The following is a 25,394-nucleotide window of genomic DNA, read 5'->3' on the forward strand; positions in this document are numbered from 1 at the left end:
GCTCGCGCTACTTGGCGACGTCGACGGCGCGGGACTCGCGGATGACGACCACGCGGACCTGTCCGGGGTACTCCATCTCGTCCTCGATCTGCGCGGCGATGTCGTGCGCGAGGACCACGGCCTCGCTGTCGGAGATCTTCTCCGGCTCCACCATAACGTGCAGCTCGCGGCCCGCCTGCATCGCGTAGGTGCGCTCCACGCCCTCGTGCGCGTTGGAGATGGCCTCGAGCTTTTCCAGGCGCTTGATGTAGGCCTCGGCCGACTCGCGACGGGCGCCGGGGCGGGCCGCGCTGATCGCATCGGCCGCCTGCACGAGCACGTCGAGAACGGTGACGGGCTCCACGTCGGCATGGTGCGCCTCGATCGCGTGGACGATGTCGGGCTTCTCGCCGTACCGGCGCGCGAGGTCGGCTCCGATCACCGCGTGCGGTCCCTCCACCTCGTGGTCAATGGCCTTGCCGAGGTCGTGGAGCAGTCCCGCGCGCTTGGCGGCCGCAGCGTCGGCACCGAGCTCGGAGGCCATGATCGCGCAGAGCTCGGCCACCTGTTTGGAGTGCTGGAGCACGTTCTGACCGTAGGACATGCGGTACCGGAGGGCGCCCAAGGTCTTGACCACCTCGGGATGGAGGTCGTGGATGCCCATGTCGAACGCGGCGGTCTCGCCGGCCTCGATCACGCGCTGGGCCACGAGCTTCTCCGCCTTCGCGTACATCTCCTCGATCCGAGCCGGATGGATGCGGCCGTCCGCGATGAGGTTCTCGAGGGCCACGCGCGCCGTCTCGCGGCGCACCGGGTCAAAGCTCGACAGAACGACCGTCTCGGGCGTGTCGTCGATCACGAGCGAGACGCCCGAGACCTGCTCGAAGGTGCGGATGTTGCGGCCCTCACGACCGATGATGCGGCCCTTGAGGTCGTCGGAGGGGATGTGGACCGTCGTGACGGTCACCTCGCCGGCCTGGTCCGCGGCGCAGCGCTGGATGGCCACCGAGACGATTTCGCGGGCGCTCTTCTCCGCCGTAGCGCGGGTGCGGGCTTCGGACTCGCGGATGATGCGCGCCTCCTCGGCCACCGTGTCCTTGCGGACGCGGTCGATGAGCTCGTCATGGGCCTGCTCCTGCGTCAGCGCGGCGATGCGCTCCAGCTCCGCCGTCTGCTTGGCCTCGAGCTTGTCCACCTCGTTGCGCTTCTTGTCCAACTGGCTCTGGGTGGAGGAGAGCTGGCGCTCGCGACGGTCCAGCTGGTCGTTCCGGCGGTCGAGCGACTCCTCGCGCTGCATGATGCGGGACTCCATCTCCCGCAGCTCGCCCTTGCGCTGGCGGTCCTCCGCCTCGTGCGCCTGTTTGAGCTTGAGCGCCTCCTCCTTGGCGGCGAGCAGCGCCTCTTTGCGCTTGTTCTCAGCGTCCCGGGTCGCGTCCGAGGTGATCTGGCTGGCCTGTTGCTCGGCCGTGCGCACCTTCTCGTCGGCCTCGGCCACCCGGGCGTTGGTCTTCGCGTTGGCGTAGGACCAGGCCACGAGGGCGCCGAGTGCGAGCCCGACGACGCAGGCGATCAAAAGGTAGATCCACATGGTGTCTCCTAGCGTCATTCAAGCGAGTGAGGGACCGGCCCGAAGGCCGGGGACCGTCCGAGCACAGCTCGATTCGGCACGACAACGCCGGAACCCAGAAGGCCTCCCTACAGGAAGGCCCATGTCATAAGGACATCCCGGACGAGCCAGGAGCGACACCCAAACGGTGGATACCAGCATACCTCAGTATTTCAGTAAGGGATCCCCGAAAGGCGCTGGCAACGGGTCTATCGCTCCTCCCCCTCCTCGCGGAGCCGGTCCATGAGCCGCGCCGCGCAGCGCTTCGCCACGTCGTACCCGAAGCCGCGCGACACAAGGAACCGAACCGTCTTCTCGTAGGGGTTTTTGGCCGGGACCGTCCGGCGCTCCACGAGCGCCCATGCCCGGTCCCCGTCGTCCTCCTCTACGAACTCCTCCGGCCACCCCGGAACCTCCGAGAGCTCGATGCCGCGACGCGCGAGCTCGCGCCCGATGCGCACAGGCCCCCAGCCGGCGCTCACCTTGGACCTGATGAAGGTGTCGGCGAACCGCCGGTCGTCCAGAAGACGACCGGCGCACGCGCGGGAGAGGACGTCCTCAATCACGGGCGGCCAGTAGCCGTCGTCCTTGAGCTTGCGCTCAGCCTCGAGCCGCGAGTAGTCGCGGCGGTCCACGAGGCCGCGCAGGCGGGCCGCGGCACACGCGGTCGCGACCCGGTCCTGGAACTCGAGGTAGCCGGACACCGAGGATGGCGCAGGAGCCGGGACCCCCTCTTTGATGAGCTGGCGCGCCACCGCGAGCGGGCATGAGAGCGACTGCTCGTGGCCGCCTGCTCGCACGACCACCTGCGCCCGAGGCTTCCGGGTCCCGAGCCCCGCGCGCTCGCGGTCGGGCAGCGTGACGGTCCAGGTCACGCCGTCACCTTCGAACGTGCGGGGCTCGACGGACCGGGCGGCGCCCCGGCGCGGCCGCTGGCCCTCCATCGGATCGAACTGCGGCAGCTTGGTAGGTCGGGACGTCACGCTCCGGCCCCGTCAGTGGACTGAGCGTCGGGCGCTGGCACGACGGGCACGTCGCCCTCGTCCTCGAACTCGAGCCCCACGGCCACGCGGACCTTGTGGTCGATCTCGTCGAAGAGGTCCGGGTTCGCGCGCAGGAAGTCCTTGGCGGCCTCGCGACCCTGGCCGAGGCGCTCGCCCTCGTAGGTGTACCAGGCACCCGACTTGTTGACCACGTCCTGCTCGACAGCCATGTCGAGGGTCGAGCCCTCCTTGGAGATGCCGGTGCCGTACATGATGTCGAACTCCGCCTGCTGGAACGGCGGCGCGACCTTGTTCTTGACCACCTTGACCCGCACCCGGTTGCCGATGACCTCGCCGTCCTTCTTGATGGAGTCCACGCGGCGGATGTCCATGCGGACCGACGCAAAGAACTTGAGGGCGCGGCCACCGGTGGTGGTCTCCGGGTTGCCGAACATCACGCCGATCTTCTCGCGCAGCTGGTTGATGAAGATGCAGGTGGTGTTGGACTTCGCGAGCGAGCCGGCCAACTTGCGGAGCGCCTGGCTCATGAGACGGGCCTGGAGGCCGACGGTGGTGTCGCCAATCTCGCCCTCGATCTCCGCGCGGGGCACGAGCGCCGCGACCGAGTCGATGACGATGACGTCGATGGCGCTCGAGCGCACGAGCATGTCGCAGATCTCCAGCGCTTGCTCGCCGGTGTCCGGCTGGGAGATCAGCACGTCGTCGATATCGACACCGATGCGGGCGGCGTAGCTCGGGTCGAGCGCGTGCTCGGCGTCGATGAACGCGACGACGCCGCCCATCGCCTGGGCCTCGGCGAGGATCTCCAGCGACAGCGTGGTCTTGCCCGAGGACTCGGGGCCGTAGATCTCCACGATGCGGCCGCGCGGGACGCCGCCGATGCCGAGCGCCGCGTCAAGGGCGATAGAGCCCGTGGGGATGGCCTCCACCTCGAGGGCCGCGCTGCCGTCGCCGAAGCGCATGATCGCGCCGTCGCCGAACTTCTTCTGGATCTCCTTGGTGGTCGCCGCCACCACTTTGTCGCGCTCCTCGCCGAAGGTGCGCTCGGCCACGCCGCGCACCGGCCCCTTGCTCTTGGCCATGGTTCTCCTTCCACAGGTTGTCGTCCGTCACCATGATAAAGGAACACGCGTTCGCGTTCAAACGCCTGCCCTCAGAACATCACATCGGGGCCCACCGTGTCTGTCCCGCCCGTCACAAATCCTCACCAGAACCTGTCAGGCCGTCGCACAATCTGTCAACCCGCAGCTACCGGCGCCGTTATGACACCCTTGGCCAAACAGCGGCGCAGGAGCCCTCCGGCGCGCTCCACAAAACGTTCAGGATTGGATTGCCCGGACCGCAGACATCACAAGCTCGAGCGCGGCGACAACGGCCTGGCGCCGCACCTCGTCGCGACCGCCCGGGAACCAGTGACGCTCCGCGCGAACCAGGCCGGGGGCATCGACCGCGAGCCACACGGTGCCCACGGGCTTTCCCGGCTCCTCGCCCCCGGGACCGGCGATGCCGGTGACAGAGATGGCCACGTCGCAGCCAATGGCCTCCTTCGCCCCTGCCGCCATGAGCCGGGCGCAGGTCTCCGTGACCGCGCCATGGGCGTCAAGCTCCTCGGCCGGCACCCCGAGGAGCCGCTCCTTCACCGAGAAGGCGTAGCTGACCACGCCCCCGAGCACGACATCGGACGAGCCGGGAACAGAAGTCAGCTCCCCGGCGACGAGGCCGCCGGTGCAAGACTCCGCCGTTCCCGCGGTGAGGCCACGGTCTCGGAGCGCTTGCAGCACGTCGGCCGCAGTGACCCCGCTCATCCGCGCACGTCCGGCCAACAAGACTTGAGGTAGTCCCAGCCGGACCACACGGTGAGGATCACGGCGACCGCCATCGCCACAGAGGACGCCCAGAAGAGCAGGGCGCCGAACCAGCCCATCGGGAATGCCGTGCAGGCCAGATACCCTCCGATCGCGCCCATCGTGGTGGCGGTCTTCCATTTGCCCAGCATCGAGGCGGCCACGACGGTGCCCTTCCCGGCCACGACCATGCGGAGCCCGGAGACCAGGAACTCGCGCGCGACGATGATCACGATCACCCACAGCGACACGAGGCCCCAATCCATGAGCACGAGCAGCGCGCACACCACGACGAGCTTGTCGGCAATAGGGTCAAGGAACTTCCCGAAGGTGGTCACCTCGTTGCGAGAGCGGGCCAAGTGACCGTCGAGCGAGTCGGTTCCCGCGATGAGGCCGAAAAAGACGCCGCACCACAGGTGCGGCCACGACACGGGCACGCCCGCCACGGGCGCGCCCGCGAGCTGCGCCGCCAGCACCCACAGGAAGACGCACCCGACGCGCACCAACGTCACGATGTTGGCGGGCGTCCACAGACGCTCGGACCCCTCCTGGCCCATCAACCCTCCTCGGTCTCGGGGGACGGCGAGACGGTCGGCTCCCCCACCAGCTCGTAGCAGAACGAGTCGACGAGGTCCACCGTCAGGCGCTCGCCCACGGTGGCCTCTCCCTCGGCGATGTGCACGACACCGTCGCTGTCCGGCGCCTGGAACCACGCGTGGGCGATCAGCTCGGGGGGCTCGACGTCGGGGTCCACGCCATCCACGATGACGTCCACCCGCTCGCCCACGTGGGCGGCCGTGGCGGCGAAGCCCAGGCTCTCGGCCACGTCGACGAGCCGTTGCGTGCGCCGGAGCTTCTCGTCCTCGGGCACTTGGTCGGGCAGCTCGGCCGCCCGCGTGCCCTCTTCCGGCGAGAACGCGAACACGGTCACGTAGTCGAATCCAACGTCGGCCAGGAACTCCTCGAGCTCGGCCGCCTCCTCGACGGTCTCCCCGGGGAAGCCGGCCATGGCCGTGGTGCGCAGGACCATGCCCGGGACCTCGCGCCTCAGGCGCTCGAACAGAGCCTTGAGCGACTCCGGGTCCCCGGAGCGGTTCATGGCCTTGAGCACCCGCTCGCTGCAGTGCTGGATCGGGATGTCGATGTAGGGCAAGAGGCTCGGCAGCTCGCGGAACGCCGCGATCAGCTCGTCGGTCATGCCCTCCGGCTGCAAATAGAGAACGCGGAGCCAGGCCCCATAGGGCGCAGCGATGGCGTCCAGGCGCCGCAGCAGCGCCGCGAGCGTCGGCACGTCCGCAAGGTCCTGGCCGTAGATGCCGGTGTCCTGGCCGATCAGCACGATCTCGCGGACGCCCTGGTCGAGCAGCCCGCGCACCTCGGCCTCGATCTCCTCGGGGCGCCGCGAGGCATAGCGCCCGCGGATGTACGGGATGGCGCAAAAGGAGCAGAACCGGTCGCACCCGTCGCTGATCTTCACATAGGCGCTCGTGCCCTCCACGGTGCGCAGGACCCCGCTGGCGCCTCGGGCCTCGCCCCCCTCGCGCCCGAGCACCCCGTCCACGACCCCCACGATGCCGTCCTCCTCGTCGGTGCGCACGAAGGCGGCCACCTCGGGAAGCTCGCCGGGGAGCTCGTCGCCGTAACGGGACGGCACGCACCCGCACATCACGATGGGCAGGTCACGGACACCGTCCTCCACGGCCTGTGCCAGCTCGAGCGTGGCCTCGATGGACTCGGACGTGGCGCTCGCAAGGAACGAGCAGGTGTTGATCAGAGCCACGTCGGCGTCCTCGACGCCCTCGGCCTCCCGGTACCCGGCCTCGAGCAACAGCGCGCGCATGCGGTCGCTGTCCACCTCGTTCTTGGCACACCCGAGCGTCACGATCAAAAACGACGGGGCCTCGCTCGCAGCGCCGCTCATCGGTAGTTCACAAACTGCAGGGGGATGCCGAAGTCCTGATCGCGGAGGAACGCGATCACCTGCTGGAGGGTGTCCTTGGACGGGCTCGAGACGCGCACCTTCTCGTCCTCCACCGTCACTTTGCACTTGAGCTTCTTGTCGCGCACGGCCTTCGAGATGGCCTTTGCCGTCGGCTGGTCGATCCCCATCACGACGGTGCCCACGAGGCGCACCTTGCCGCCGCCGATGGTCTGCGGGTCGGACCAGGCCACCGCCTTGAGGTCGACGCCACGGCGGTGCAGGCGTCCGTTGAGCAGGTCGATGACCTGGCGCGCGACGAAGTCGGCCGGCGCCGTCACGGTGATGGTCTTGTCGGGCTTCGAGAGCTCGAGCGTGGCGCCGGACCCCTTGAGGTCGTAGCGCTGGGTGAGCTCACGGGCCGCCTGTTGGACGGCGTTGTCCACCTCTTGAAGGTCGACGGTCGAGACGACGTCGAAGGATGAGTCCTTGGCCATGGTTTCCTCTCTCGGGTCAGGGGCACCCGGCCTAGGAGGTCGTGGTGCTGGAAGTGCCGGAATCGGAGCCGGACGCGCTCGACGCATCCGAGCCCGAGCCGCTCGCTTGGTCGGCGCCGGACGTGTCGGCGCCGTCGCTCGTCGCGCCCGCGTCATCGGCCGACGGCCCCTCGACCGTCGCCGTGCCGATGCCCGAGACCATTGTCTCGAACTTCACGGGGTCGCCGTTTGCCGTCACGGTGACGTCGGTGGGGTCGTCGGTGCGGACCGTGAGCGAGCCGTCCACCGTGTAGCTCTCCTCCCAGGGGCCGGTCTGCGTGCCGGCCACGAGCGACTTGCCCCCGTTGAGCACCTCGATCCAGGCGACGGCACCGTCGGCCACCTTGACGTCGGCGGTCACGGGCTTCTTGGCGTCGGCCGCTTGCTTGTCGGCCGAGGCGGCGTCGGTGTCCTTCGAGGCCGAGGAGCCCTCGGTGCCGGTCTCTGTGGAGGTGCCGTTCGACGAGGTGGTCGTCGTTGTCGTGGTGACGGCGGTGGTGGTGTCCGCCTTGGCCGTCGACGTGTCCTGGGCCACGCAGCTGCGCACCGAGAACGTGATGATGACGATCAGGACGACCGCGACGAGCACGAACACCGTGAGCATGGTGCGCCGCTGGTCCGAGAACCACGCCTCGATGACGCCGGCGACGCCGCTCTTGGGCGGCTTCGACGACGCCGCCCAGGCCCGCTGTTGGGCGGAGGGGCGCCGCCGGACGTTCGGGCGGTCGGGACGAGCGATGTTGTGCGAGGCGGAACGCCCCTGGGAGCTCGAGGCGGACTCGTAGCCGCTCGCTTGGTCGTAGCGCAGGTCGTCGTCAAAGGACGATGCCCGGCGCGTCTGGATCTCGCTCGAGGGGAGGCGCCGCGCGTTGTCCTGGGCGCGGCGACCCCGCTGCGGCTGTTGTCGCTGGCCCGTGCGCTGCGAACCGTTCCGCGACGTTGTGCGGGCGGAGCGGGACGTGTACCGGCGCGTCTCGCCCTGCTCGCCGGGGATGCCGCCGTTCTCGGCGAGGTACCGCTCGGAGTACCCGGCCGCGCGACCGCTCACCAGCGGCGTGCCGTTGTTGAGGTAGGTGCCGCTCACCGAGTTCCCGGAGACGATCGAGCCCGCCGGCCCAGCGGAACCGTACAGATCCTTGTCGGTTCCGGGCCCCGGCGTGTGGGCACGCGGAGACGAGGCGGTGGTGTTGGGCAGCTCATAGAGGGGGTCGTCGCCGTACGCGTCGGACCGCGACGACGAGCGCCTCCTCGACTGGCTGCCCGCGTTGTAGGCGTGCAGGTCCTCCTGGAACAGGTCGATGACCTCGCGCGGGTTGAGACCCAGGTAGCGGGCATAGCTGGACAGCATGCCCTGGGCGTACCCGGCTCGCGGGATACGGTCCCAGTCGCCCTCCTCGAAGGCGACGAGCACCTGGTCCTTCAGCTTGAGGACGCGGGCCGCCTGTGCGATGGAGAGGCCAAGCTGCCGACGCCGGTTCGAGAGGAACTCGCTGAACCTCGGACGAGACATCGGTGGCTACACCTCCCTGTACAGAGCGTCTGCGCTTTTGAGCTCCTCGAGGCCTGCGGCGTCCAAGAGGACGTCGCGGGGCTTGGAGCCATCCGGCGGCCCCACCACGCCCTTGTGCTCGAGCATGTCCATGATGCGGCCCGCCCTAGCGTAGCCCACTTTGAGACGGCGCTGGAGACCCGAGGTGGAACCCAGTTGAGAGTCCACAACGATCTGCGCAGCCTCCCAGAGCAGCGGGTCGTCGTCCTCGTCCAGCTCCTGTGCCCCCGTGGAGACTGGGCTCGGGGACACCGCCGAGAGGATCTCGTCGTGGTACTCGGGCTCGCCCTGGTCGCGGATGAAGGAGACGGCCTCCTCGATCTCCGGGTCGCTCACGTAGCAGCCCTGGACGCGCTTGGGCTTCTTGCCCCGCAGCTTGACGAGCATGTCGCCGTTGCCGAGCAGCTTCTCGGCTCCCATCTGGTCGAGGATGATGCGGCTGTTCATGCCGTTGTCCACCGAGAGCGCCACGCGGTTGTCGATGTTGGCCTTGATCAGGCCGGTGACCACGTCGGCCGAGGGGCGCTGCGTGGCAACGATCAAGTGGATGCCGGCCGCGCGGCCGAGCTGCGCGATGCGGACGATCGAGGCCTCCACGTCCTTGCCCGCCACCATCATGAGGTCGGCGAGCTCGTCGATCACGATGACGAAGTACGGCATGTGGTCGGGGGGCGCGGCCGCGTCGGCGAACTTCCCGTCCGCCACCATCTTGTTGTAGGACTTGATGTCGCGGGCACCGGCGCGCTCGAAGATCTTGAGGCGCCGCTCCATCTCGCTCACCGCCCACTGAAGGGCGCTCGCGGCCTTCTGGGGCTCGTTCACCACCGGCACATAGAGGTGCGGCAGGCCCGAGTATCCCGTGAACTCGACCCGTTTGGGGTCCACCATGATGAGGCGCACCTGGTCGGGGGTCGCGCGCATGAGGATTGACATGATGCACCCGTTGAGCATCACGGACTTGCCGGAGCCCGTGGTGCCTGCGACGAGCAGGTGCGGGAGCCCGGCGAGGTCGATGACCGTTGGGCGACCCTCGGAGTCGCGCCCCACGGCCACCTGCAAGGGGCCACCGTCAGCGAAGGGCAGGACGTCGCCCAGGCACACGTTGTTGCGCTTGGAGTTGGGGATCTCGATGCCCACAAGGGAGGTGCCAGGGATCGGCGCGAAGATGCGCACCGACGTGGCCGCGAGCGACAGCGCGATGTCGTCCTCGAGGTTCGTGATCTTGTTGACGCGCTCCCCCTCCCCCATCTCGATTTTGAACGTGGTGACGAGGGGGCCGGAGACCCAGCCCTTCACACGGCTCTTGAGGCCGAACTCCTCGAGGGTCGACTGCAGACGCTCCGCCGTCTGGCGCAGCTCGGCCTCGCTCGAGCTCGATGCCGCCGACGTGGGGTTCGAGTGGAGGATCGACATCGGGGGCAGCTCGATGGCCGCGCTGGCGTCGCCAGGGCGCTTGAGGTCCTTGGGCGCCTTGAGTTTTGCGCCCCCGCCCTCCTCGGCAACGGCGGCGGCCGCAATGTCGGCAGCGGACTCCGCTGCGGCCTCCTCGGTTCCAGCAGGGTCCGCAACGGGCATCCACGGGGGCGTGGCACCCGCCTTCTTCGTGTTGCCCCGACGGCGCTCGCGGGGCTTGTCAGCCGAGCCCACCGCGGCCACGGGCAGCGGCGCGGCGACGTCCTCGTCCACGTCGTCCTCCACTTCTGCGTAGTCGGCCACGTGCTCCGGCATGTCGTTGGAACGCCCCTCGGCCGTTCCTTCAGCCTCCGCCTGCCAGTCGTCATCGTTCAACAGGTCGAGGTTCACCTCCGGCGTCGCGAGCTCGTCGGTCGCCTCGGTCGGCAGGTCCTCGAGGGGCGGGTGCACCTTGGCGCCGGGCGCCGGAGCGTCCTCGCGCTTGAGCACGGTCGTCTTCCGGGCGCCGAGGTAGGTGGTCTTGTCCTTGTCCTTCCCGGCGCGGCCGCGGGAGCCCGCCGCCTTACGGCCCTGCAACACCTGGGTGGGCGCGGCAGGCGCCGGCTCCGCCGCCTGTGCGGCGAGTCGCTCGCTCCGTCGCTGCTGGAAGCTCTCGGCCGCCTCGTGCCGGGCGTCGCGCAGGCGGGCGACGATGCCCGAAATGGAGAGCCCGCACACCACGAGCCCGGCCACGATCAGGCCGACGAGGACGACGGTCGTGATGACCGGCCCGAAGAGGGACAGGAACAGCCATGCCAAGGCACCGCCCCAGTAGCCGCCGTGCGCGGTGAGCCAGGCGTCGGAGAACACCGCGCTGGCGACGCCCGAGAAGTCCTGGGTGACAGGAGCGGCCCCGGACGCGGACAGGAGCCCGAGGATCGCGGTCACCACCAAGGTCAGGCCGAGGGCCGCTCGGGCGGAGACCGGCGCGCCCTCCTCGTCGGGAACGAAGAACGTGACCGCATACAGCAGCAGGGCGCAGGGAACGAGCATGGCCCCCACACCGAATCCGTAGGTGAGGAACGTGCGCGCAGCGTCGGCGAGCACGGCCTCCGAGGGGCTCACCAGAGAGAGCCCGAGCGCGACCGCCACCACCACGAGGGCCACGCCGGCGATGTCGTGCCACGCAGAGGCGGAGACGACGCCCGGGCGCTCAGCCGCCCGAGAAGAATGGGCAGCCCCGCGAGGCTGCTTCGAGCGGTTCGGCTGCTTCTTGTTGGGTGCCTTGGAAGATGCGTTTGAGGTGCGTTGACGGGGCATCCGGTGAGAACCTCCCTCTCTGCCAAACAGTGTGCGGCGCCAGCCGTCCCGTGGGAGCCGCAGTGACGACCCTCCAAGCGCGCCCGTTTGACGCGGCGACGCAGCGGCGCGGAGCAAAGCGGCCCAATAGGGACGAGCCGCCGCTCGGGCACTTCATTGTGCCACGAGGGCAGCGGCAGGGGCGGACGGTGCCCAAGGCAGTCCGCCCCGCCGCAAACAGCGAGTGCCGCTCCGAGCCCTCACGTCGAAGCGGCGCCGGCCCGCATCCGAGGTCGCAGGCCGTGACCCACGCCCGCTCTGCGCGGTCGCCCTAGACCTCCATCACGACGGGCACGATCATCGGCTTCGTGTGCGTGGCCTGCCACAGGTAGTTGCTCAGCGAGTTGCGGACGGCGCGGCGGGACGCGTCCACGGTCCAGCCGGCCTTCTCGCTCGCGCGGTCCACCGTCGCGCGAACCGCGTCCTGGGCGCCGTTGATGACGTCCCCGTCGTCCGCGAACGACACGCCGCGGGCCGAGACGTCAACCTCGAGCGCCTTGTGGGTGCGGGCGTTGACGGTGACGACACAGGTCACGATGCCGTCGTTCGACAGCTTCTGACGGTCGCGGAGGACCACCGGGTCGGCGTCGGACACGCGCATGCCGTCGACGTACACCACGCCCGACTCCACCGGCTGGCCGATCTTGACCTTGTGGTCGCGCATCTCGAGCGTGTCGCCATTGTCGAGGACGAAGATGTGGTCGGGCTCGATGCCCATGGAGATTGCGAGCTTGGCATGGGCGCGGAGGTGCACCGCCTCGCCGTGGACCGGCGCGAAGAACTTCGGGCGCACCATGGCCAGCATGAGCTTGAGCTCTTCCTGAGAGCCATGGCCCGACACGTGCACGAGGGCGTTGGACTTGTCGAACACGGTGCAGCCAATGCGCGCGAGGGCGTTGACGATGTTCTGCACGGACTTCTCGTTGCCGGGCACCGGGGTCGCGGAGATGATCACCGTGTCGTCCGGGCCGATGGAGAGCGAACGGTGCTCCCCATTGGCCATGCGGGCCAGCGCCGAGAGCGGCTCGCCCTGGGAGCCGGTGCAGAGCACCACGATCTTGTCGTCGGGCACGTCGTCCACATCGAAGGCGTCGATGATGTCGTCGGCCGGGATGTTGAGGTACCCGAGCTCGCGGGCCACCTTCGTGTTGGTCACCATCGAGCGGCCGGTCACGACCACCTTGCGGCCCACGGCCACAGCGGCGTCGCACACCTGCTGGAGGCGGTGGATGTGGCTCGAGAAGCACGCCACGAAGACGCGGCCCGGGGCGTTCTTGATGATGTGGCGGAGGCTCGCCCCGACGCTCGCCTCAGAACCGGTGAAGCCCGGCCGTGTCGCGTTCGTGGAGTCCGAGAGGAGCAGGTCCACGCCTTCGGCGCCGAAGCGGTTGAGCGCGTGGTAGTCCGGCACGACGCCGTCGATGGGCGTCTGATCCAGCTTGAAGTCGCCCGTGTGGAGCAACGTGCCCTGCGGCGACTGGATGTAGAGGCCGAGCGCGCCGGGGATCGAGTGGGTCATCGCGAAGAAGTCCACGCCGAGCGCGCCGAGGTCGATGTGCTCGCCGCCCTGGACCTCGACCACGGGCTGCTCGGTCAGGTGGTGCTCCTCGAGCTTGCCCTTGATCATGCCGAGCGTCATGCGGCTCGCGTAGATGGGCACGCGGTTGCGCAGGTCCTGCAGCAGGTACGGCAGAGCGCCCGTGTGGTCCTCGTGCCCGTGGGTGATGAGAATGCCCTTGAGCTTGTGCTCGTTCTCGAGCACGTAGGTGTAGTCGGGCAGCACGAGGTCGATGCCGGGCTGGTCGTCGTCCGGGAACATCAGGCCCGCGTCGATGAGCAGCATGTCGTTGCCGTACTCGACCGCCGTCATGTTCTTGCCGATGCCGTCGAGGCCACCCAGCGGGATGACCTTGAGGGCGGGTTTCTTCTTTGCCATGGGTGTGCTGGTACTCCGTTCGTCTGTGCCGCGCGCGGCCACCGTCAGTTCAAATAAAAAGACAGGTCGAGCCTGTCTCCACAAGCAAAAGAAAAAGCGCAGCGTTGGCGCCGAAGTCTGAGTGTACCGAACACATGTGCAGACTCCATGCACCGGCGCGACCGCTTCAGATCGCAGTTGTGGGTCACATTGCGCTTCTCAACGGAACAGGGCCCCGAACCGCCACCTCAACACTCAGATGGCAAGTTCGGGGCCCCGCTGGGCTCAGAGTTGCAATGTCCGCGTCTCCGAGAAGCGCAATCTCAGCGTCGCGCCTTTAGCCCTCGTGGTGGCGCCGCAACTTGCGCGAGGTCTGCTGCGGCGCGTCGGCCTTGGGCGTCTCGCCCTTGTCGCCCGGCTTGCGGCGCGGCCTGCGCTCGCGCTTCTGGCCGTCGCCCTTGCCGTTGTCGTGATGCGCCGGCTTGGGAGCCTCGGGCTTGTCGAGGCGGTCGAGGCTGATCTTGCCCTTCTCGTCCACCTCGAGCACCTGCACCTTGACCTCGTCGCCGATCTCGAGCACGTCCTCCACCTTCTCGACGCGGCCCTTGGCCACGCGGGAGATGTGGAGCAGGCCGTCCTTGCCCGGCAGCAGCTCGACGAACGCGCCGAAGGGCTGGATGTTCACGACGCGGCCGATGTACTCCTCGCCCACCTCGGGCACCTTGACGATGGCCTTGATGCGCTCGGCGGCCTCGTCGCCCGCACCGCCGACGCCAGCGATGAAGACGGTGCCGTCCTCCTGGATGTCGATGGTGGCGCCGGTGTCGTCCTGGATGCCGCGGATGACCTTGCCGCCGGAGCCGATGACGTCGCGGATCTTGTCCACCGGGATGGTGAGCGTGATGATGGACGGAGCGGTCTCCTTGGTGCCGTGGCGCGGCTCGGGGATCGCGGCGAGCATGGCCTCGAGAATGTGGTGACGGCCCTCCTTGGCCTGACGCAGCGCCTGGGTGAGGATCTCGGGCGTGAGGCCGGTGGCCTTGTTGTCCATCTGCATGGCGGTGATGCCGCGCTCGGTGCCGGTCACCTTGAAGTCCATGTCGCCGAGGAAGTCCTCGAGGCCCTGGATGTCCGAGAGCACGACCGTCTTGCCGTTCTCCTGGATGAGCCCCATCGCGATGCCGGAGACCGGGGCGGAGAGGGGCACGCCGGCGTCCATCAGCGCCAACGTGGAGCCGCAGGTGGAGGCCATAGAGCTGGAGCCGTTGGACTCCATGACCTCGGAGACCACACGGATCGTGTAGGGGAACTCCTCCTCGGAGGGGATCACCGGGAGCAGGGCGCGCTCGGCCAGGTTGCCGTGGCCGATCTCGCGGCGCTTCGGGGCGCCCATGCGGCCGGTCTCGCCGGTGCAGAAGGGCGGGAAGTTGTAGTGGTGGATGTAGCGCTTGCCGTCCACCGGCTCGATGGTGTCGAGGCGCTGCCACTCGTTGAGCATGCCGAGGGTGCAGACGGAGAGCACCTGGGTCTGGCCGCGCTGGAAAAGGCCGGAGCCGTGCACGAGCGGCAGGTAGTCCGGCTTGATCATGAGCGGGCGGATCTCGGTCGGGGTGCGCCCGTCGACGCGCTCGCCGGTCTCGACGACCATCTCGCGCATCGCGTGCTTCTCGAGGGACTTCAGCTCCACGTTGATCGCACGGGACCACTCGCGGCGCTGGTCCTCGGTGAACTCGGCGCGGATGGCGTCCTTGAGCTCGGCCACCTTCGTGGTGCGGGACTGCTTGTCGGCGTCCTTGAGGGCGGCGCTCATCTCGTCGTAGTGCGAGAAGACGAGGTCGTGCACCTCCTCGTTGGGCGTGTCCAGCTCATAGGTCTTGGGCTGGATGGGGCCGTTGGCCTCGACCCACTTCTGGAAGAAGGCCTCCTGCTCGGCGCAGAACGCGGCGATGGCCTCTTGGCCGAATGCCATGGCGTCGAGCATGTCCTCCTCGGAGACCTCGTCGCCGGAGGCCTCGAGCATCGAGATGAACGTGCTCGTGCCGGCGAGCTCGAGGTCGAGGTCGGACGCGTCGCGCTCCTCGTAGGTGGGGTTCACGAGCAGCTCGCCGGTCTCAGTGTCGCGCGCGACGCGCACGCAGGCGAGCGGCCCCTCGAACGGGACCCCGCCGATGGTGAGGGCGGCGCTCGCGGCCATCACGCAGATGGTGTCCACCGGGTCGACCTGGTCGGCCACGAGCGGCATCGCGACCACCTGCACCTCGTTGCGGAAGCCGTCGGGGAACGACGGGCGCAGCGGGCGGTCGATCATGCGGGCGGTGAGGGTGGCCTTCTCGGACGGACGGGCCTCGCGCTTGAGGTAGCCGCCCGGGATGCGCCCGACGGCGTACATCTTCTCGATGAAGTCCACCGTCAGCGGGAAGAAGTCGTAATCCTTGCGCTCCTTGGAGACCACAGCGGTGACGAGCACCTCCGAGTCCCCCTGGCGGACGACGCAGGCCCCGGTGGCCTGCTTGGCGAGCTCGCCGGAGGTGAGGGAGTAGTGCTTGCCGTAGAGGTCGAACTCGTGCGTGACTTTGGTCATGGTGCCTCTTATCTCGGCCGCCCCTTTGCGGCCGTTCGCAAACTAACGAGCAGACCGGACCCTCCGGGCCGCCCGGCGGCGCCGCGTTCCGTCAGGCGCCTCAACGGCTGCTTTTCAGCCGCCGCTATGAAAAGGGGCGCCCGCAGGCGCCCCGTTCCGTGCGATGCTTACTGGATGTTGTCGCGGATGCCGAGCCTGGCGATCAGCTGGCGGTAGTTCTCGACGTCGTTGTGCTTGATGTAGGACAGCAGGCGGCGGCGCTTGCCGACGAGCATCAGCAGGCCACGACGGGTGTGGAAGTCCTTCTTGTGGGTCTTCATGTGCTCGGTGAGCTCCTTGATGCGGTCGGTGAGGATCGCGACCTGGACCTCAGGGGACCCGGTGTCCTGCTCGTTCTTGCCGAACTCGCGGACGAGCTCCGCCTTGCGCTCCTTGGAAACGGTCATGCTTCGCACCTTTCTTTCGATGCATTCGCCCCGCTCCGGGTGCGCCGCCGGTGCAGCGAGCGTCCAGGGACGGGGTACGGACTGACAACTGGTGCAGCATAGCACGCTGGCATCCCCGATGAGCCGAGAAGCCCGGCCGGCGCGTCGCGTCCACATCAGAGCGAGGCCCTCGGCCCCCCCTCTCTCGCGCACCGGCCCTCCCAGCCGCAGGACCGGCCGTCTCACAAAGAGAGCAGGAACTCCCAGGCCTTGAGCCGAGCCTCCAGATGGGTCGTGCCCCAGAGGTGGGCCTGCGTCGCCAGCCAGCTGGCCGTGCCCACGTCGCAGGCCGACCCCGCCAGAACGTCGAGCCTCGCGCCGACGAGCGCGTCGACCCACGCCAGCTGGTTCTCGGTCGCAGGAGTCGCACCCTCCACGTCGCGGGCGCAGGACTCGCAGAGCGCGCCGCCCGCGATGGCCGAGAAGCGCGTCGGATGCTCGTCGCCGCACGCCACGCAGCTGCGGGTCTCGGGGCGCCAGCCCTGGTGGGAGAGCACCTTGAACAGGTGCGCCGAGGCCAACACCGCGAGGGACTGCGGGTCGTCGGTGCCGGCCATCACATCGAGCGTCCGCGCCGTCACTGGGTACAGGAACGGGTCCGGGGCGTCCTCGTAGCAGGTGAGCCGAGCGCATTCGAGCACCGCAGCCCCGGCGGACAACTTGTCGAGGTCGCCGGTCAGCCGCGGCCGGGCGTCCTCGAGCGCCGCCTCGGCCACCACGTCGAGGGACCGACCGCGGGCCAGCAGGACGTCGATGGTCGAGAACAGCTGCACCCGGCTCGCCAGGCGACCGCCCGGCTTACGCGCGCCCTTCGCGACCGCGCGGGCCTGCTCGCCGTTCTCGCGCAGCAGCGTGAGGATCAGGTCCGTCTCGGACAGGCGCGTGTGCTGGAGCACGAGCGCCCTCGTGCGGTACGTGTTCCGGCCGGCCATGGCTCACTCGTCGGCGCTGTAGCCAAAGCGCCGCACCTGGTTGGCATCCCGGCGCCAGGCGGCACGCACCTTCACCTGCAGGTCGAGGAACACGCGGGCGCCCCAGAGGCGCTCGAGGTCCTGCCGGGCCTCGGTCCCGATGCGCTTGATCATCGAGCCGCCCTTGCCCACGAGGATCCCCTTCTGGCTCTCGCGCTCCACGAAGATGGTGGCGGTCACCGAGCACCGGCCCTGGCTGCGCCACACGAGGTCCTCCACGAGCACCCCCACCGAATGGGGCACCTCGTCGCGGCAGTTGAGCAGCACCTTCTCGCGCACGAACTCGGCCGCGAGCTCCTCGTCCGTGGCGTCGCAGGGCATGTCCTCGGGGAACCAGCGAGGACCGAACGGCAGGTAGCCGGCCACGAGGTCGAGGAACGCGTCGACGTTGTAGCCCTCCACGGCCGAGGTGACCACCACGTCGTCGAAGGCGCACTGCTCGGATGCCGCCGCCACCTGCGCGTCCACCTGCTCTTGGCTGGCCTTGTCGGCCTTCGTCACCACGAGCAAGCGCGCGCAGCGGCTCTTGGCCACATGGCTCGCGACCCACGCGTCGCCGGTGCCGAACCGTTTGGTGGCGTCGAGCAGCATCGCGACCACGTCCACGTCGGAGAGCTCCGCCAGCGCCTGCTTGTTGAGCTCCTTGCCGAGGGCGTCCTTGGGCTTGTGCAGCCCCGGCGTGTCCACGATCACGATCTGGCAGTCCGGGCGGTTCACCACGGCGCGGAGCCGCTTGCGCGTGGTCTGCGCCACCGGGCTCGTGATGGCCACATGGTTGCCGAGGCACGCGTTGAGCAAGGTGGACTTCCCCGCGTTCGGACGGCCGACGAGCGCCACGAACCCGCTCCGGAAGTCGTCCGGCACGTGCGCGACAGGCGCGACCGGGGCGTAGGCCTCCATCATCGCGCGCTCCTCCTCGTCGAGGTCCAAGCCCTCCCCGTCGAGGCCCAAGCCCTCAAGGGGCTGCTCCTTCTCGTCCATGGCGCTCCTTTCCTGTTGCGGCCCTACCCAGATTCGCCGAGCAGTCGAAGGACCGACCGGCGAAAGTCGCCCGGGCTCGCCTGGTACCGGGTCACGAGAGCCTCTTTGGCGCCCTTGGTGAGGCGCTTGATGCGCCACTCGGCTGACAGGGCACGATGCCGGTCCTCGAGGTCGGCCCATGCAGCAAGCGCGACCGGACGCCGCGACCTCGTGTACTTGGCACCGGAGCCGGCGTTGTGGGCCGCCACGCGCGCGTTCACGTCGCGAGCATACCCCGTGTAGAGGGAGCCGTCGCGGCAGCGGACCATATAGACGCAATGACCGAGCTCCCCCACCGGTAAGACCCCCAGACCACGTGCCCGGAACCGCCTGTCTCGCGAGCAGCCCTCGCTGCCTGCCCCGAATCGCCTGCCTCGCGCGAACCGCCCTCGACGGGGCAAGGCTTCAAACGGTTTGCCCCGTATCGGCCCGGTGCCGGCAGCCGGCCGCCGTTTTGGGAGGTTTCAACCGGAACCGGGACGATACGGGGCACAGCATGCAACAGTTGACCCCGAATCGGCGCATGCGCGCGACGAGGCCAATCCGGGGCAGACGTCTATCGCATCATCACGGCCGTGGCCTGACCGAGGACCAGGTACTCCCCGGCATGGAGGTCAACCTCCACGGACCCCGTCAGCGTGCCGTCCGAGACAACCTCAGGAGTCGACCCCAAGATCCGCTGCCCCGTCACGGTGTAGGAGCGGTAGCCGTCCCCGTCCACCGGGGTCAGCGTCCAGGTGCCCGCCGGGCAGTCCACGCCCACTTTGTACACGGACCCGGCGGAGAGCTCCGTCCTGTCCTGCACTGACACGTCGTCGGCCTTCACAAAGGAGCCGTTCGTGACGCGCACCGCCTGGCCGTCCTCAAGGGTGAGCCAGTCCTGCTCGCTCACCACCTGCTCCCAGTACGGCTCGCCGTTGCGATAGAGCGACACCGCGCAGGCACCGCCCGCGGCGAGGAACTTGTACTCCCCTGCCGGCAGGTTCGTCCCCACCTGGTAGTCACCGGGCTTGTAGACCATCGTCGTGCCCTCGGCGTTGATAGCCATGCCGTCGGTGGTCTGTGCCGTGGGCATGGTGGCCGCGCGAATCGCGCCCGGCCCCAGGCGCCAGAGGACGGACAGGATGAAGAGCGCCCCCATGACCGAGCACAGGACGATGGCCCCGGTGCGCGACACCTTGGGGAAGAGCGGCTTTTGGCCGGCCACGCGCTGCTGGCGCGCCCGCTCCTCCCCCTCGGCCTTCTTGTGCGCGCGGCGCTCGCGCCACGTCGGCCTCGCCATCTACATCCTCCGAGCATCGACGAGGCCCGCCACCTGCGATGCCACGTCCTCGAGCGGCACGTCCGTGCGCTCGCCGTCGGCGCGGTCCTTGAGCTCGACGGTGCCGTTCTTCACGCCGCGCTTGCCGAGCACCACCTGGTACGGCAGACCGAGCAGGTCGGCGTCGTTGAACTTGACGCCGGCCCGCTCCTTGCGGTCGTCGAGCAGCGTCTGCACGCCGAGGGCCGCAAGCTCGTCAGCCAGTCGCTGGGCCGCCGGCCACACGAGGTCGTCGGACACGTCCAAGGGGAGGACCTCCACCTCGAAGGGCGCGACGGGCACCGGCCACACGATGCCGGCCTCGTCGTGGGACTGCTCGACCACGGCGGCCAGGGTGCGCGTCACGCCGATGCCGTAGCAGCCCATCTGGAAGAACCGCTCCTTGCCGTCCTGGTCGAGGAACGTCGCGTGCAGCGCGCGAGAGTACTTGTCGCCCAGCTGGAAGATCTGGCCCACCTCGATGCCGCGGGCCTCCTTGAGCGGTGCCCCGCACTCGGGGCACCGGTCGCCGGCCTTCGCGCTCGCGAGGTCGAGCCACTCGTCCGGCGTGAAGTCGCGGCCCGGGCACGCGCCGGCCAGGTGCTTCTCGGGCAGGTTCGCGCCCACGAGCCACGAGAGGGACTGCTGGAGCGAGATGTCGCACACGCAGAGGACGCCCTCCGGGAGCCCGACGGGGCCGATGCAGCCCTTGACGAGGCCGAGGGACTCGAGCTCCTCGTCCGTCATGAGCCGGTAGTCGCCGAACGCGTGGCTCGCCTTGACGTCGTTGAGCTCGTGGTCGCCCGGCACGATCGCGACGACCGGCTCGCCCACGCCGTTGACGAGCGCGATGGACTTGCGGGTCGCCGACCGGTCGACGCCGAGCAGGGCGGCGACCTCCTCGATGGTGTGCGCGCCCGGGGTGTCGAGCTCGACCATCTCGCCGTCGGGCGTCGCGGGGCCGTCGGCCACGGCGATCACCGCGGTTGCCGCCTCCTCGTCCGCGGCGTAGCCGCATTGGTCGCAGTGCACGATGGCGGCCTCGCCGTACTCGGCGAGCGCCATGAACTCGATGGAGGAGGAGCCGCCGATCTGGCCGGAGTCCGCCGCCACCGGCACGCAGTGTAGGCCGCAGCGCTTGAAGATCCGGTCGTAGGCGTCGTACATCTGGTCATAGGTCGCCTTGAGCCCCGCCTCGTCGGCGTCGAAGGAGTAGGCGTCCTTCATGATGAACTCGCGGCCGCGCATGAGGCCGAATCGGGGGCGCAGCTCGTCGCGGAACTTCTGCTGGATCTGGTAGAGGTTCTGGGGCAGCTGCTTGTAGCTCTTGAGCTCGTGGTTCACGAGGTCCGTCATCGTCTCCTCGTGCGTGGGGCCGAGCGCGAACTCGCGCTCGTGGCGGTCCTGGACGCGCATGAGCTCCGGGCCGTACACGTCCCAACGTCCGGACTCGCGCCACAGCTCGGCGGGCGTCAGGACCGGCAGGAGCACCTCCTGGCCTCCGTGGGAGTCCATCTCCTCGCGGACGATCGTCTCGATCTTCTCAAGGGACCGCCAGGCCAGCGGCAGGTAGGAGTAGAGGCCGCTCGCCGTCTTGCGGATCATGCCGGCGCGCAGCAGCAGCTTGTGGCTCGCCAGGTCCGCCTCGGTCGGGTCCTCCTTGAGCGTGGGGGCGTAGAGTCGGCTCATCTTCTCGAGCATCTTCACGAACGATCACCTTCGTCGCTTGTCGACGCCCGACGGGCCTCGAGGGCCGGTCGGGCGTCACGGTCTGTCTGTCTCTGTCACCGGGTCATTATCGCTGAATGCCGTCGATGACCTTGCCGGCGCGCTCGCGGGCCCGCGCGTCCACGTCCGCCAGCTGCTCGAGCGACTGCACCGGCTCCACCTCGGTCTGCTCCATGACCCGCTCGATGGTGCGGTCGATGTCGCAGAAGCCGATGCGCCCCCGTCGGAACGCCAGGTTCGCCACCTCGTTGGCGGCGTTCATCGCGCACGGCATCGTGCCGCCGGTGCGCCCCGCCGTGAGCGCCAGGTCGAAGCAGCGGAACGTCTTGAGGTCCGGCTTGGCGAACGTGAACTCGTGCATCCTGCGGTAGTCGATACGGTCCGCCGGCGTGTCCCAGCGGTCCGGGTACGACAGCGCGTACTGGATCGGGATGCGCATGTCGCTGGCACCGAGCTGCGCCATCGTCGAACCGTCGCAGAACTCGACCATCGAGTGGATCTTGGACTGACGGTGGATCAGCACGTAGACGTCGTCGATGCCCACCTGGAACAGGTGGTGGGCCTCGATGACCTCGAGGCCCTTGTTCATGAGCGTCGCCGAGTCGATGGAGATCTTGGGCCCCATGTGCCAGGTGGGGTGCGAGAGGGCCATGCGCGGCGTGACGGTCTCGAGCTCCTCGCGGGTCCAGCCGTAGAACGGGCCTCCCGAGCACGTGAGCCAGATGCGGTAGATCTCGTTGCTCCGCTGGCCCGTGAGGCACTGGTAGATGGCCGCGTGCTCGGAGTCGATGGGCAGAAGCCGGCCCGGCTTCGCCATGGGCATGAGGAGGTCGCCACCGGAGACGAAGGCCTCTTTGTTGGCGCAGGCGAGGATCTTGTCCTCCTCGAGCGCGGTGTACGCGGCCCAGATGCCCTCCTCGCCCACGACGGCGTCGAGGACGCAGTCCACCTCGGGCAGGCGGCAGAGCTCGGTGACGCCGCGCTCGCCCTTGTGAACCTGGCAGCCCTTGGGCAGGTCATCGAGGACCGGGTCCGCCGCACGGGCCGACTCGGCCACGGCCACCTGCTTGACGTCGAACTCTCGGGCGGCCTTGACGAGCGCGCCCAGGCTCGAGTTCACCGACAGGGCGACCACGTCCAGTTCGTCGGGATGCTGGCGGCACACGTCGAGCGCCTGGGTGCCGATGGAGCCGGAGCAGCCGAGAATCGCCACTCGCAACGGACGGTGACGGTCCCCTTGCGGGGCCGTGTCCTCGAAGATGGTCACTGGAGAGCCTCCAACCTGACCCACATTCCTGCGGCCTTACGCTGGCGTAACCATCCGAGCATACTCCGGGGGCTCCTGTCCCTCGGTTCCTTCAGAGAAAACGCCGCAACCATCACGCGAACCAAAGCGGCGCGGTCGGGACGGAAGCCCGGCTGCGCCGCCTTCTCAACCGCGCATCGATGCGCTTGGCGCCTATTCCGCCGCCTCGACGCAAAGGCGCGCCAGCGTCTCCGCCATGCCCTCCTCGGTGGTCTGGCGCCGGAGCTCCTCCACCTTGGCGTCGTCCATGAAGATGTTCATGAGAGCCTGGAGCACGGCCACCTGGTCCTCGGCGTGCGCGAGCAGCCCGAGGTTGATCACCAGCTCCGCGTTCACCGGGACGTCGAGCCCGGCCATGTGCGTGAAGGGCACCGGCTTTGCCGGCCGCACCACCGCGATGTAGGGCCGCCCGATGTGCTCCGGGTCCACGTGCGGGATGGCGACCTGGATGGACTCGCACGCGAGCCCCGTGGGATACGCGGCCTCGCGCTCCCTCACGGCGTCGTACCAGGTGTCCTTGATGTAGCCCCTCTCGTCCAGCCGTGCGCCCAGCTGGGCGAAGAGGTCGTCCGCGTCCTCGGCGTCGATGTCGAAGAACACAAGCTCAGGCTTGATGAGGCTCACGTCGACCGTGCCCATCGCTCGCTCCTCTCGTTAGCCGCGCGGCCTCATGACCGGCTTGGCGTCGTTGGCGAAGGTCGTTATCACGCGCGAGGCCTCGGCCAGCAGGCGGTCGTAGGCGGCGGCGCAGAGGTCGTCCCAGAAGACCGGGCGTCCCTCGTCACGGGCGGCGTCTATCACGGCCGTTGCCGCTTCGCCAGCGTACTTCGATCCGTAGGTGTAGTAGTTGATCTTTCGGATGCCCGCGTCAATGGCCGCATGGTAGTCGGCGTCCGAGACGCCGGAGCCTCCGTGCATCACAAGCGGGAGGCCCGAGAGCTCGCGAATCTCGCGGAGCACGTCGAAGGAGAGGTGCGGCTCGCCCTTGTACAGGCCGTGGACGGTGCCGAACGAGCACGCGAGCGCGTCGCACTGGGTGTCGGCGATGAAGCGGGCGGCCTCGGCCGGGTCGGTGTACACGGCGGCCGTCTCGTGCGCCAGCTGGCCCGCGCCTCCCTCGCTCGCGCCCATGGAGCCGATCTCGCACTCCAGCCCGGCGTCGAACTCGTCGCACATGGCACGGGCGCGCAGGGAGTTGGCCACGTTCTGCTCGTAGGGCAGCGTGGAGCCGTCGTACATCGCGCCGGTGAACCCGAGGTCGAGGGCACGGCGCACGAGGCCGAGGTCCTCGCCGTGGTCCAGGTGCACGCAGACCATCGCGCTCGAGGCGTCGGCCAGCTCGAGCATCGCCGGGCCGATCTGCTCGATGGGGACGAAGGCCTCATGGGACTGCGCGTGGGCGACGATCACGGGGAACCCGGTGCCCTCGGCGGCGTCGACGGCCGCCCGGAGCATCTCGAAGTTCGGGCAGTTGAAGGCCGCGACGGCCATGTTCCGCTGGCTTGCGACGGCCAGGATGTCGGTGAGGTTGACGAGCATGGGACGTCCTTTCCAGGGGCTTGGGGGTTACTCGCCGATCACGACCACGCGGGCGCGGCGCGTGCGCTCGCGACAGCGGTCGAAGTCCACAAGGTAGATGCTCGCGAGGCCGTTCATGTTGAGCGCGCCGTTCGAGACCTCGAAGGTCTGGCTAGACCCCACGACGACGGAGCGGAGGTGAGCGTCGCCGTTCCAGAGCTGGGTGCGGTCGCCGCCGGGCAGCCACTTCTCAAGCTCCGGCCAGGTCTCCACCTCCTCGAAGTGCTGAAGGCCGGGATACCGGTAGGTGCTCCAGTCGTGCTGCTCGGGAAAGATGCGCCCGAGGCCGTCGGAGAGGTCCGCCTGGAGGAACGTGTCCCCCGCCGGCGTGTGGTCGTGGTCGTACTCCTGTGAGAAGACCGCGCAGGTGGTGTGGCAGGAGATGACCACGGCGATGCCCTCGACGATGCCGCTCTCGGCCACGATGCCCCGCACGCCGTCGGTGATGTCGACGTAGGTGGGCTTGCCCGCCACGGTCTCGCAGGTGACCGTCCCTTTGTGCACCGTCATGGTCAGCCCTCCGCTTCGATCGTTGCGGCGATCTCTGCGCGAGCGCGGTCGAGCGCGGCGAACATGTCGTCGAGCACCGCGTGCGGGTCCTCGGCGGCGACGATGCCCGACGTGCCCCCCGACGCGTCGGCGCCGCACATGATCGCGTCGTAGACGTTCTGGCCGCTGTGGATGCCCGCCGCCTGGAGGACGAGGGTCTCGGGCGAGATCGCCTTCACGGCCTCGGTGGAGCCGCGCATGTAGTCCTCCCCCGCCACCTGACCGGTGCCGATGAGGCTGTTGAGCTCGCACACCATGACGTCGGGGTGCAGCTGCGCGATGGCCCTTCCCTCCTCGACGGAGTCGGCGCAGACCACCGTGACGATGCCCACCTCGCGGGCGCGCTGGATCGTGAGCGCCAGCTCGTGGACCGTGAGCGGCAGCTCCGCATGGTTGAGGAACGTGGCCTTGACGCCAGCCGCAGCGAGGGCCTCGGGGAGCACGTGCCCCATCCCTCGCCCGGGGGTGAGGGACTCCATGTACTGCGCGCAGGGGATCAGGTGCGGGCATTCCGCGATGACCGCCGGCAGGTCGATGAGCTGGGCCGTGAAGAGCACCTGCACGTCGTACCTTTCGGCGAGCGCGTCGGTGTAACGGGCCAACTCCAGGAGATCCTCGCCGTAGAGGTAGGACTTGGGATTGACCACAAAGAACGGTCTTTCGAGCTTCACAGGTTCCATGGGCGCCCTCTCGTCAAGCTGAATGCGGGGACAAGTCGCGGCCATCCTACTTGTTCCGCAGGGACGGTACAAGTCGCTTTTGGGCGAGCGTCCT

22 protein-coding genes are annotated in these 25,394 nt (G+C 68.9%); all 22 read right to left on the reverse strand.

Annotated elements, in window-relative coordinates; all coding sequences use genetic code 11:
• Positions 1–7: 7 nt before the first annotated feature.
• A complete protein-coding gene (gene rny, locus QJ043_RS02620) occupies positions 8–1,567 on the reverse strand; it encodes a ribonuclease Y (protein ID WP_283712613.1) in 1,560 nt (519 codons plus the stop codon).
• A gap of 227 nt (positions 1,568–1,794) precedes the next feature.
• Positions 1,795–2,568 (reverse strand): regulatory protein RecX, encoded by a 774-nt coding sequence (locus QJ043_RS02625; RefSeq protein ID WP_283712614.1) that lies wholly within the window; start codon positions 2,566–2,568, stop codon positions 1,795–1,797.
• Positions 2,565–3,671 (reverse strand): recombinase RecA, encoded by a 1,107-nt coding sequence (gene recA / locus QJ043_RS02630; protein ID WP_283712615.1) that lies wholly within the window; start codon positions 3,669–3,671, stop codon positions 2,565–2,567. Before recA ends, QJ043_RS02625 begins: the two co-directional genes overlap by 4 nt.
• Before the next feature lie 237 nt (positions 3,672–3,908).
• Positions 3,909–4,394 carry a CinA family protein gene (locus QJ043_RS02635; protein WP_283712616.1) on the reverse strand — a complete coding sequence of 162 codons (486 nt, stop codon included), beginning with the start codon at positions 4,392–4,394 and terminating at the stop codon, positions 3,909–3,911.
• Entirely contained in the window at positions 4,391–4,990 is a 600-nt protein-coding gene (pgsA, locus tag QJ043_RS02640; RefSeq protein ID WP_283712617.1) for a CDP-diacylglycerol--glycerol-3-phosphate 3-phosphatidyltransferase, read from the reverse strand. The genes QJ043_RS02635 and pgsA overlap by 4 nt, the downstream gene beginning before the upstream one ends.
• A complete protein-coding gene (rimO, locus tag QJ043_RS02645; protein WP_283712618.1) occupies positions 4,990–6,354 on the reverse strand; it encodes a 30S ribosomal protein S12 methylthiotransferase RimO in 1,365 nt (454 codons plus the stop codon). The genes pgsA and rimO overlap by 1 nt, the downstream gene beginning before the upstream one ends.
• Positions 6,351–6,848, reverse strand: coding sequence for a YajQ family cyclic di-GMP-binding protein (locus QJ043_RS02650; protein ID WP_283712619.1), 498 nt, complete (start codon positions 6,846–6,848; stop codon positions 6,351–6,353). Before QJ043_RS02650 ends, rimO begins: the two co-directional genes overlap by 4 nt.
• A gap of 31 nt (positions 6,849–6,879) precedes the next feature.
• Positions 6,880–8,397 carry a helix-turn-helix domain-containing protein gene (locus tag QJ043_RS02655; protein ID WP_283712620.1) on the reverse strand — a complete coding sequence of 506 codons (1,518 nt, stop codon included), beginning with the start codon at positions 8,395–8,397 and terminating at the stop codon, positions 6,880–6,882.
• 6 nt (positions 8,398–8,403) lie between these two features.
• Positions 8,404–11,148, reverse strand: a complete 2,745-nt coding sequence (locus QJ043_RS02660; RefSeq protein ID WP_283712621.1) for an FtsK/SpoIIIE family DNA translocase — start codon at positions 11,146–11,148, stop codon at positions 8,404–8,406.
• A 310-nt stretch (positions 11,149–11,458) separates the two neighbouring features.
• Entirely contained in the window at positions 11,459–13,123 is a 1,665-nt protein-coding gene (locus tag QJ043_RS02665; RefSeq protein ID WP_283712622.1) for a ribonuclease J, read from the reverse strand.
• A gap of 316 nt (positions 13,124–13,439) precedes the next feature.
• The gene (locus tag QJ043_RS02670; RefSeq protein WP_283712623.1) at positions 13,440–15,683 is read right to left on the reverse strand and encodes a polyribonucleotide nucleotidyltransferase; all 2,244 of its coding nucleotides are present in this window, start codon (positions 15,681–15,683) and stop codon (positions 13,440–13,442) included.
• Between the two features lie 167 nt (positions 15,684–15,850).
• Positions 15,851–16,129, reverse strand: coding sequence for a 30S ribosomal protein S15 (gene rpsO / locus QJ043_RS02675; RefSeq protein WP_283712624.1), 279 nt, complete (start codon positions 16,127–16,129; stop codon positions 15,851–15,853).
• A gap of 221 nt (positions 16,130–16,350) precedes the next feature.
• Positions 16,351–17,100 carry a DNA repair protein RecO gene (recO, locus tag QJ043_RS02680; protein WP_283712625.1) on the reverse strand — a complete coding sequence of 250 codons (750 nt, stop codon included), beginning with the start codon at positions 17,098–17,100 and terminating at the stop codon, positions 16,351–16,353.
• A gap of 3 nt (positions 17,101–17,103) precedes the next feature.
• A complete protein-coding gene (era, locus tag QJ043_RS02685) occupies positions 17,104–18,039 on the reverse strand; it encodes a GTPase Era (protein ID WP_283712689.1) in 936 nt (311 codons plus the stop codon).
• 104 nt (positions 18,040–18,143) lie between these two features.
• Complete coding sequence (locus QJ043_RS02690; RefSeq protein ID WP_283712690.1) at positions 18,144–18,428, reverse strand: GIY-YIG nuclease family protein; 285 nt, start codon at positions 18,426–18,428, stop codon at positions 18,144–18,146.
• A 287-nt stretch (positions 18,429–18,715) separates the two neighbouring features.
• Complete coding sequence (locus QJ043_RS02695; protein WP_283712626.1) at positions 18,716–19,441, reverse strand: hypothetical protein; 726 nt, start codon at positions 19,439–19,441, stop codon at positions 18,716–18,718.
• Complete coding sequence (locus tag QJ043_RS02700; RefSeq protein ID WP_283712691.1) at positions 19,442–21,160, reverse strand: proline--tRNA ligase; 1,719 nt, start codon at positions 21,158–21,160, stop codon at positions 19,442–19,444.
• A 94-nt stretch (positions 21,161–21,254) separates the two neighbouring features.
• Positions 21,255–22,454 (reverse strand): 1-deoxy-D-xylulose-5-phosphate reductoisomerase, encoded by a 1,200-nt coding sequence (gene dxr, locus QJ043_RS02705; RefSeq protein WP_283712627.1) that lies wholly within the window; start codon positions 22,452–22,454, stop codon positions 21,255–21,257.
• A 192-nt stretch (positions 22,455–22,646) separates the two neighbouring features.
• Positions 22,647–23,132 carry a PTS sugar transporter subunit IIA gene (locus QJ043_RS02710; protein ID WP_283712628.1) on the reverse strand — a complete coding sequence of 162 codons (486 nt, stop codon included), beginning with the start codon at positions 23,130–23,132 and terminating at the stop codon, positions 22,647–22,649.
• 15 nt (positions 23,133–23,147) lie between these two features.
• Complete coding sequence (locus tag QJ043_RS02715; RefSeq protein ID WP_283712629.1) at positions 23,148–24,032, reverse strand: class II fructose-bisphosphate aldolase; 885 nt, start codon at positions 24,030–24,032, stop codon at positions 23,148–23,150.
• Between the two features lie 27 nt (positions 24,033–24,059).
• Complete coding sequence (locus QJ043_RS02720) at positions 24,060–24,581, reverse strand: YjbQ family protein (RefSeq protein ID WP_283712630.1); 522 nt, start codon at positions 24,579–24,581, stop codon at positions 24,060–24,062.
• Between the two features lie 2 nt (positions 24,582–24,583).
• Entirely contained in the window at positions 24,584–25,300 is a 717-nt protein-coding gene (locus tag QJ043_RS02725) for a triose-phosphate isomerase (protein ID WP_283712631.1), read from the reverse strand.
• Positions 25,301–25,394 lie beyond the last annotated feature (94 nt).

The organism is Kribbibacterium absianum, assembly GCF_030067705.1.
Classification (GTDB): Bacteria; Actinomycetota; Coriobacteriia; order Coriobacteriales; family Atopobiaceae; genus Kribbibacterium; species Kribbibacterium absianum.

Bases quoted from the DNA above. Each gene is read 5' to 3' on its own strand.
- rny (WP_283712613.1), bottom strand. From the start codon at position 1,567: ATGTGGATCTACCTTTTGATCGCCTGCGTCGTCGGGCTCGCACTCGGC.
- recA (WP_283712615.1), bottom strand. From the start codon at position 3,671: ATGGCCAAGAGCAAGGGGCCGGTGCGCGGCGTGGCCGAGCGCACCTTC.
- QJ043_RS02635 (WP_283712616.1), bottom strand. From the start codon at position 4,394: ATGAGCGGGGTCACTGCGGCCGACGTGCTGCAAGCGCTCCGAGACCGT.
- pgsA (WP_283712617.1), bottom strand. From the start codon at position 4,990: ATGGGCCAGGAGGGGTCCGAGCGTCTGTGGACGCCCGCCAACATCGTG.
- rimO (WP_283712618.1), bottom strand. From the start codon at position 6,354: ATGAGCGGCGCTGCGAGCGAGGCCCCGTCGTTTTTGATCGTGACGCTC.
- QJ043_RS02650 (WP_283712619.1), bottom strand. From the start codon at position 6,848: ATGGCCAAGGACTCATCCTTCGACGTCGTCTCGACCGTCGACCTTCAA.
- QJ043_RS02655 (WP_283712620.1), bottom strand. From the start codon at position 8,397: ATGTCTCGTCCGAGGTTCAGCGAGTTCCTCTCGAACCGGCGTCGGCAG.
- QJ043_RS02660 (WP_283712621.1), bottom strand. From the start codon at position 11,148: ATGCCCCGTCAACGCACCTCAAACGCATCTTCCAAGGCACCCAACAAG.
- QJ043_RS02665 (WP_283712622.1), bottom strand. From the start codon at position 13,123: ATGGCAAAGAAGAAACCCGCCCTCAAGGTCATCCCGCTGGGTGGCCTC.
- QJ043_RS02670 (WP_283712623.1), bottom strand. From the start codon at position 15,683: ATGACCAAAGTCACGCACGAGTTCGACCTCTACGGCAAGCACTACTCC.
- rpsO (WP_283712624.1), bottom strand. From the start codon at position 16,129: ATGACCGTTTCCAAGGAGCGCAAGGCGGAGCTCGTCCGCGAGTTCGGC.
- recO (WP_283712625.1), bottom strand. From the start codon at position 17,100: ATGGCCGGCCGGAACACGTACCGCACGAGGGCGCTCGTGCTCCAGCAC.
- era (WP_283712689.1), bottom strand. From the start codon at position 18,039: ATGGAGGCCTACGCCCCGGTCGCGCCTGTCGCGCACGTGCCGGACGAC.
- QJ043_RS02690 (WP_283712690.1), bottom strand. From the start codon at position 18,428: ATGGTCCGCTGCCGCGACGGCTCCCTCTACACGGGGTATGCTCGCGAC.
- QJ043_RS02695 (WP_283712626.1), bottom strand. From the start codon at position 19,441: ATGGCGAGGCCGACGTGGCGCGAGCGCCGCGCGCACAAGAAGGCCGAG.
- QJ043_RS02700 (WP_283712691.1), bottom strand. From the start codon at position 21,160: ATGCTCGAGAAGATGAGCCGACTCTACGCCCCCACGCTCAAGGAGGAC.
- QJ043_RS02710 (WP_283712628.1), bottom strand. From the start codon at position 23,132: ATGGGCACGGTCGACGTGAGCCTCATCAAGCCTGAGCTTGTGTTCTTC.
- QJ043_RS02715 (WP_283712629.1), bottom strand. From the start codon at position 24,032: ATGCTCGTCAACCTCACCGACATCCTGGCCGTCGCAAGCCAGCGGAAC.
- QJ043_RS02720 (WP_283712630.1), bottom strand. From the start codon at position 24,581: ATGACGGTGCACAAAGGGACGGTCACCTGCGAGACCGTGGCGGGCAAG.
- QJ043_RS02725 (WP_283712631.1), bottom strand. From the start codon at position 25,300: ATGGAACCTGTGAAGCTCGAAAGACCGTTCTTTGTGGTCAATCCCAAG.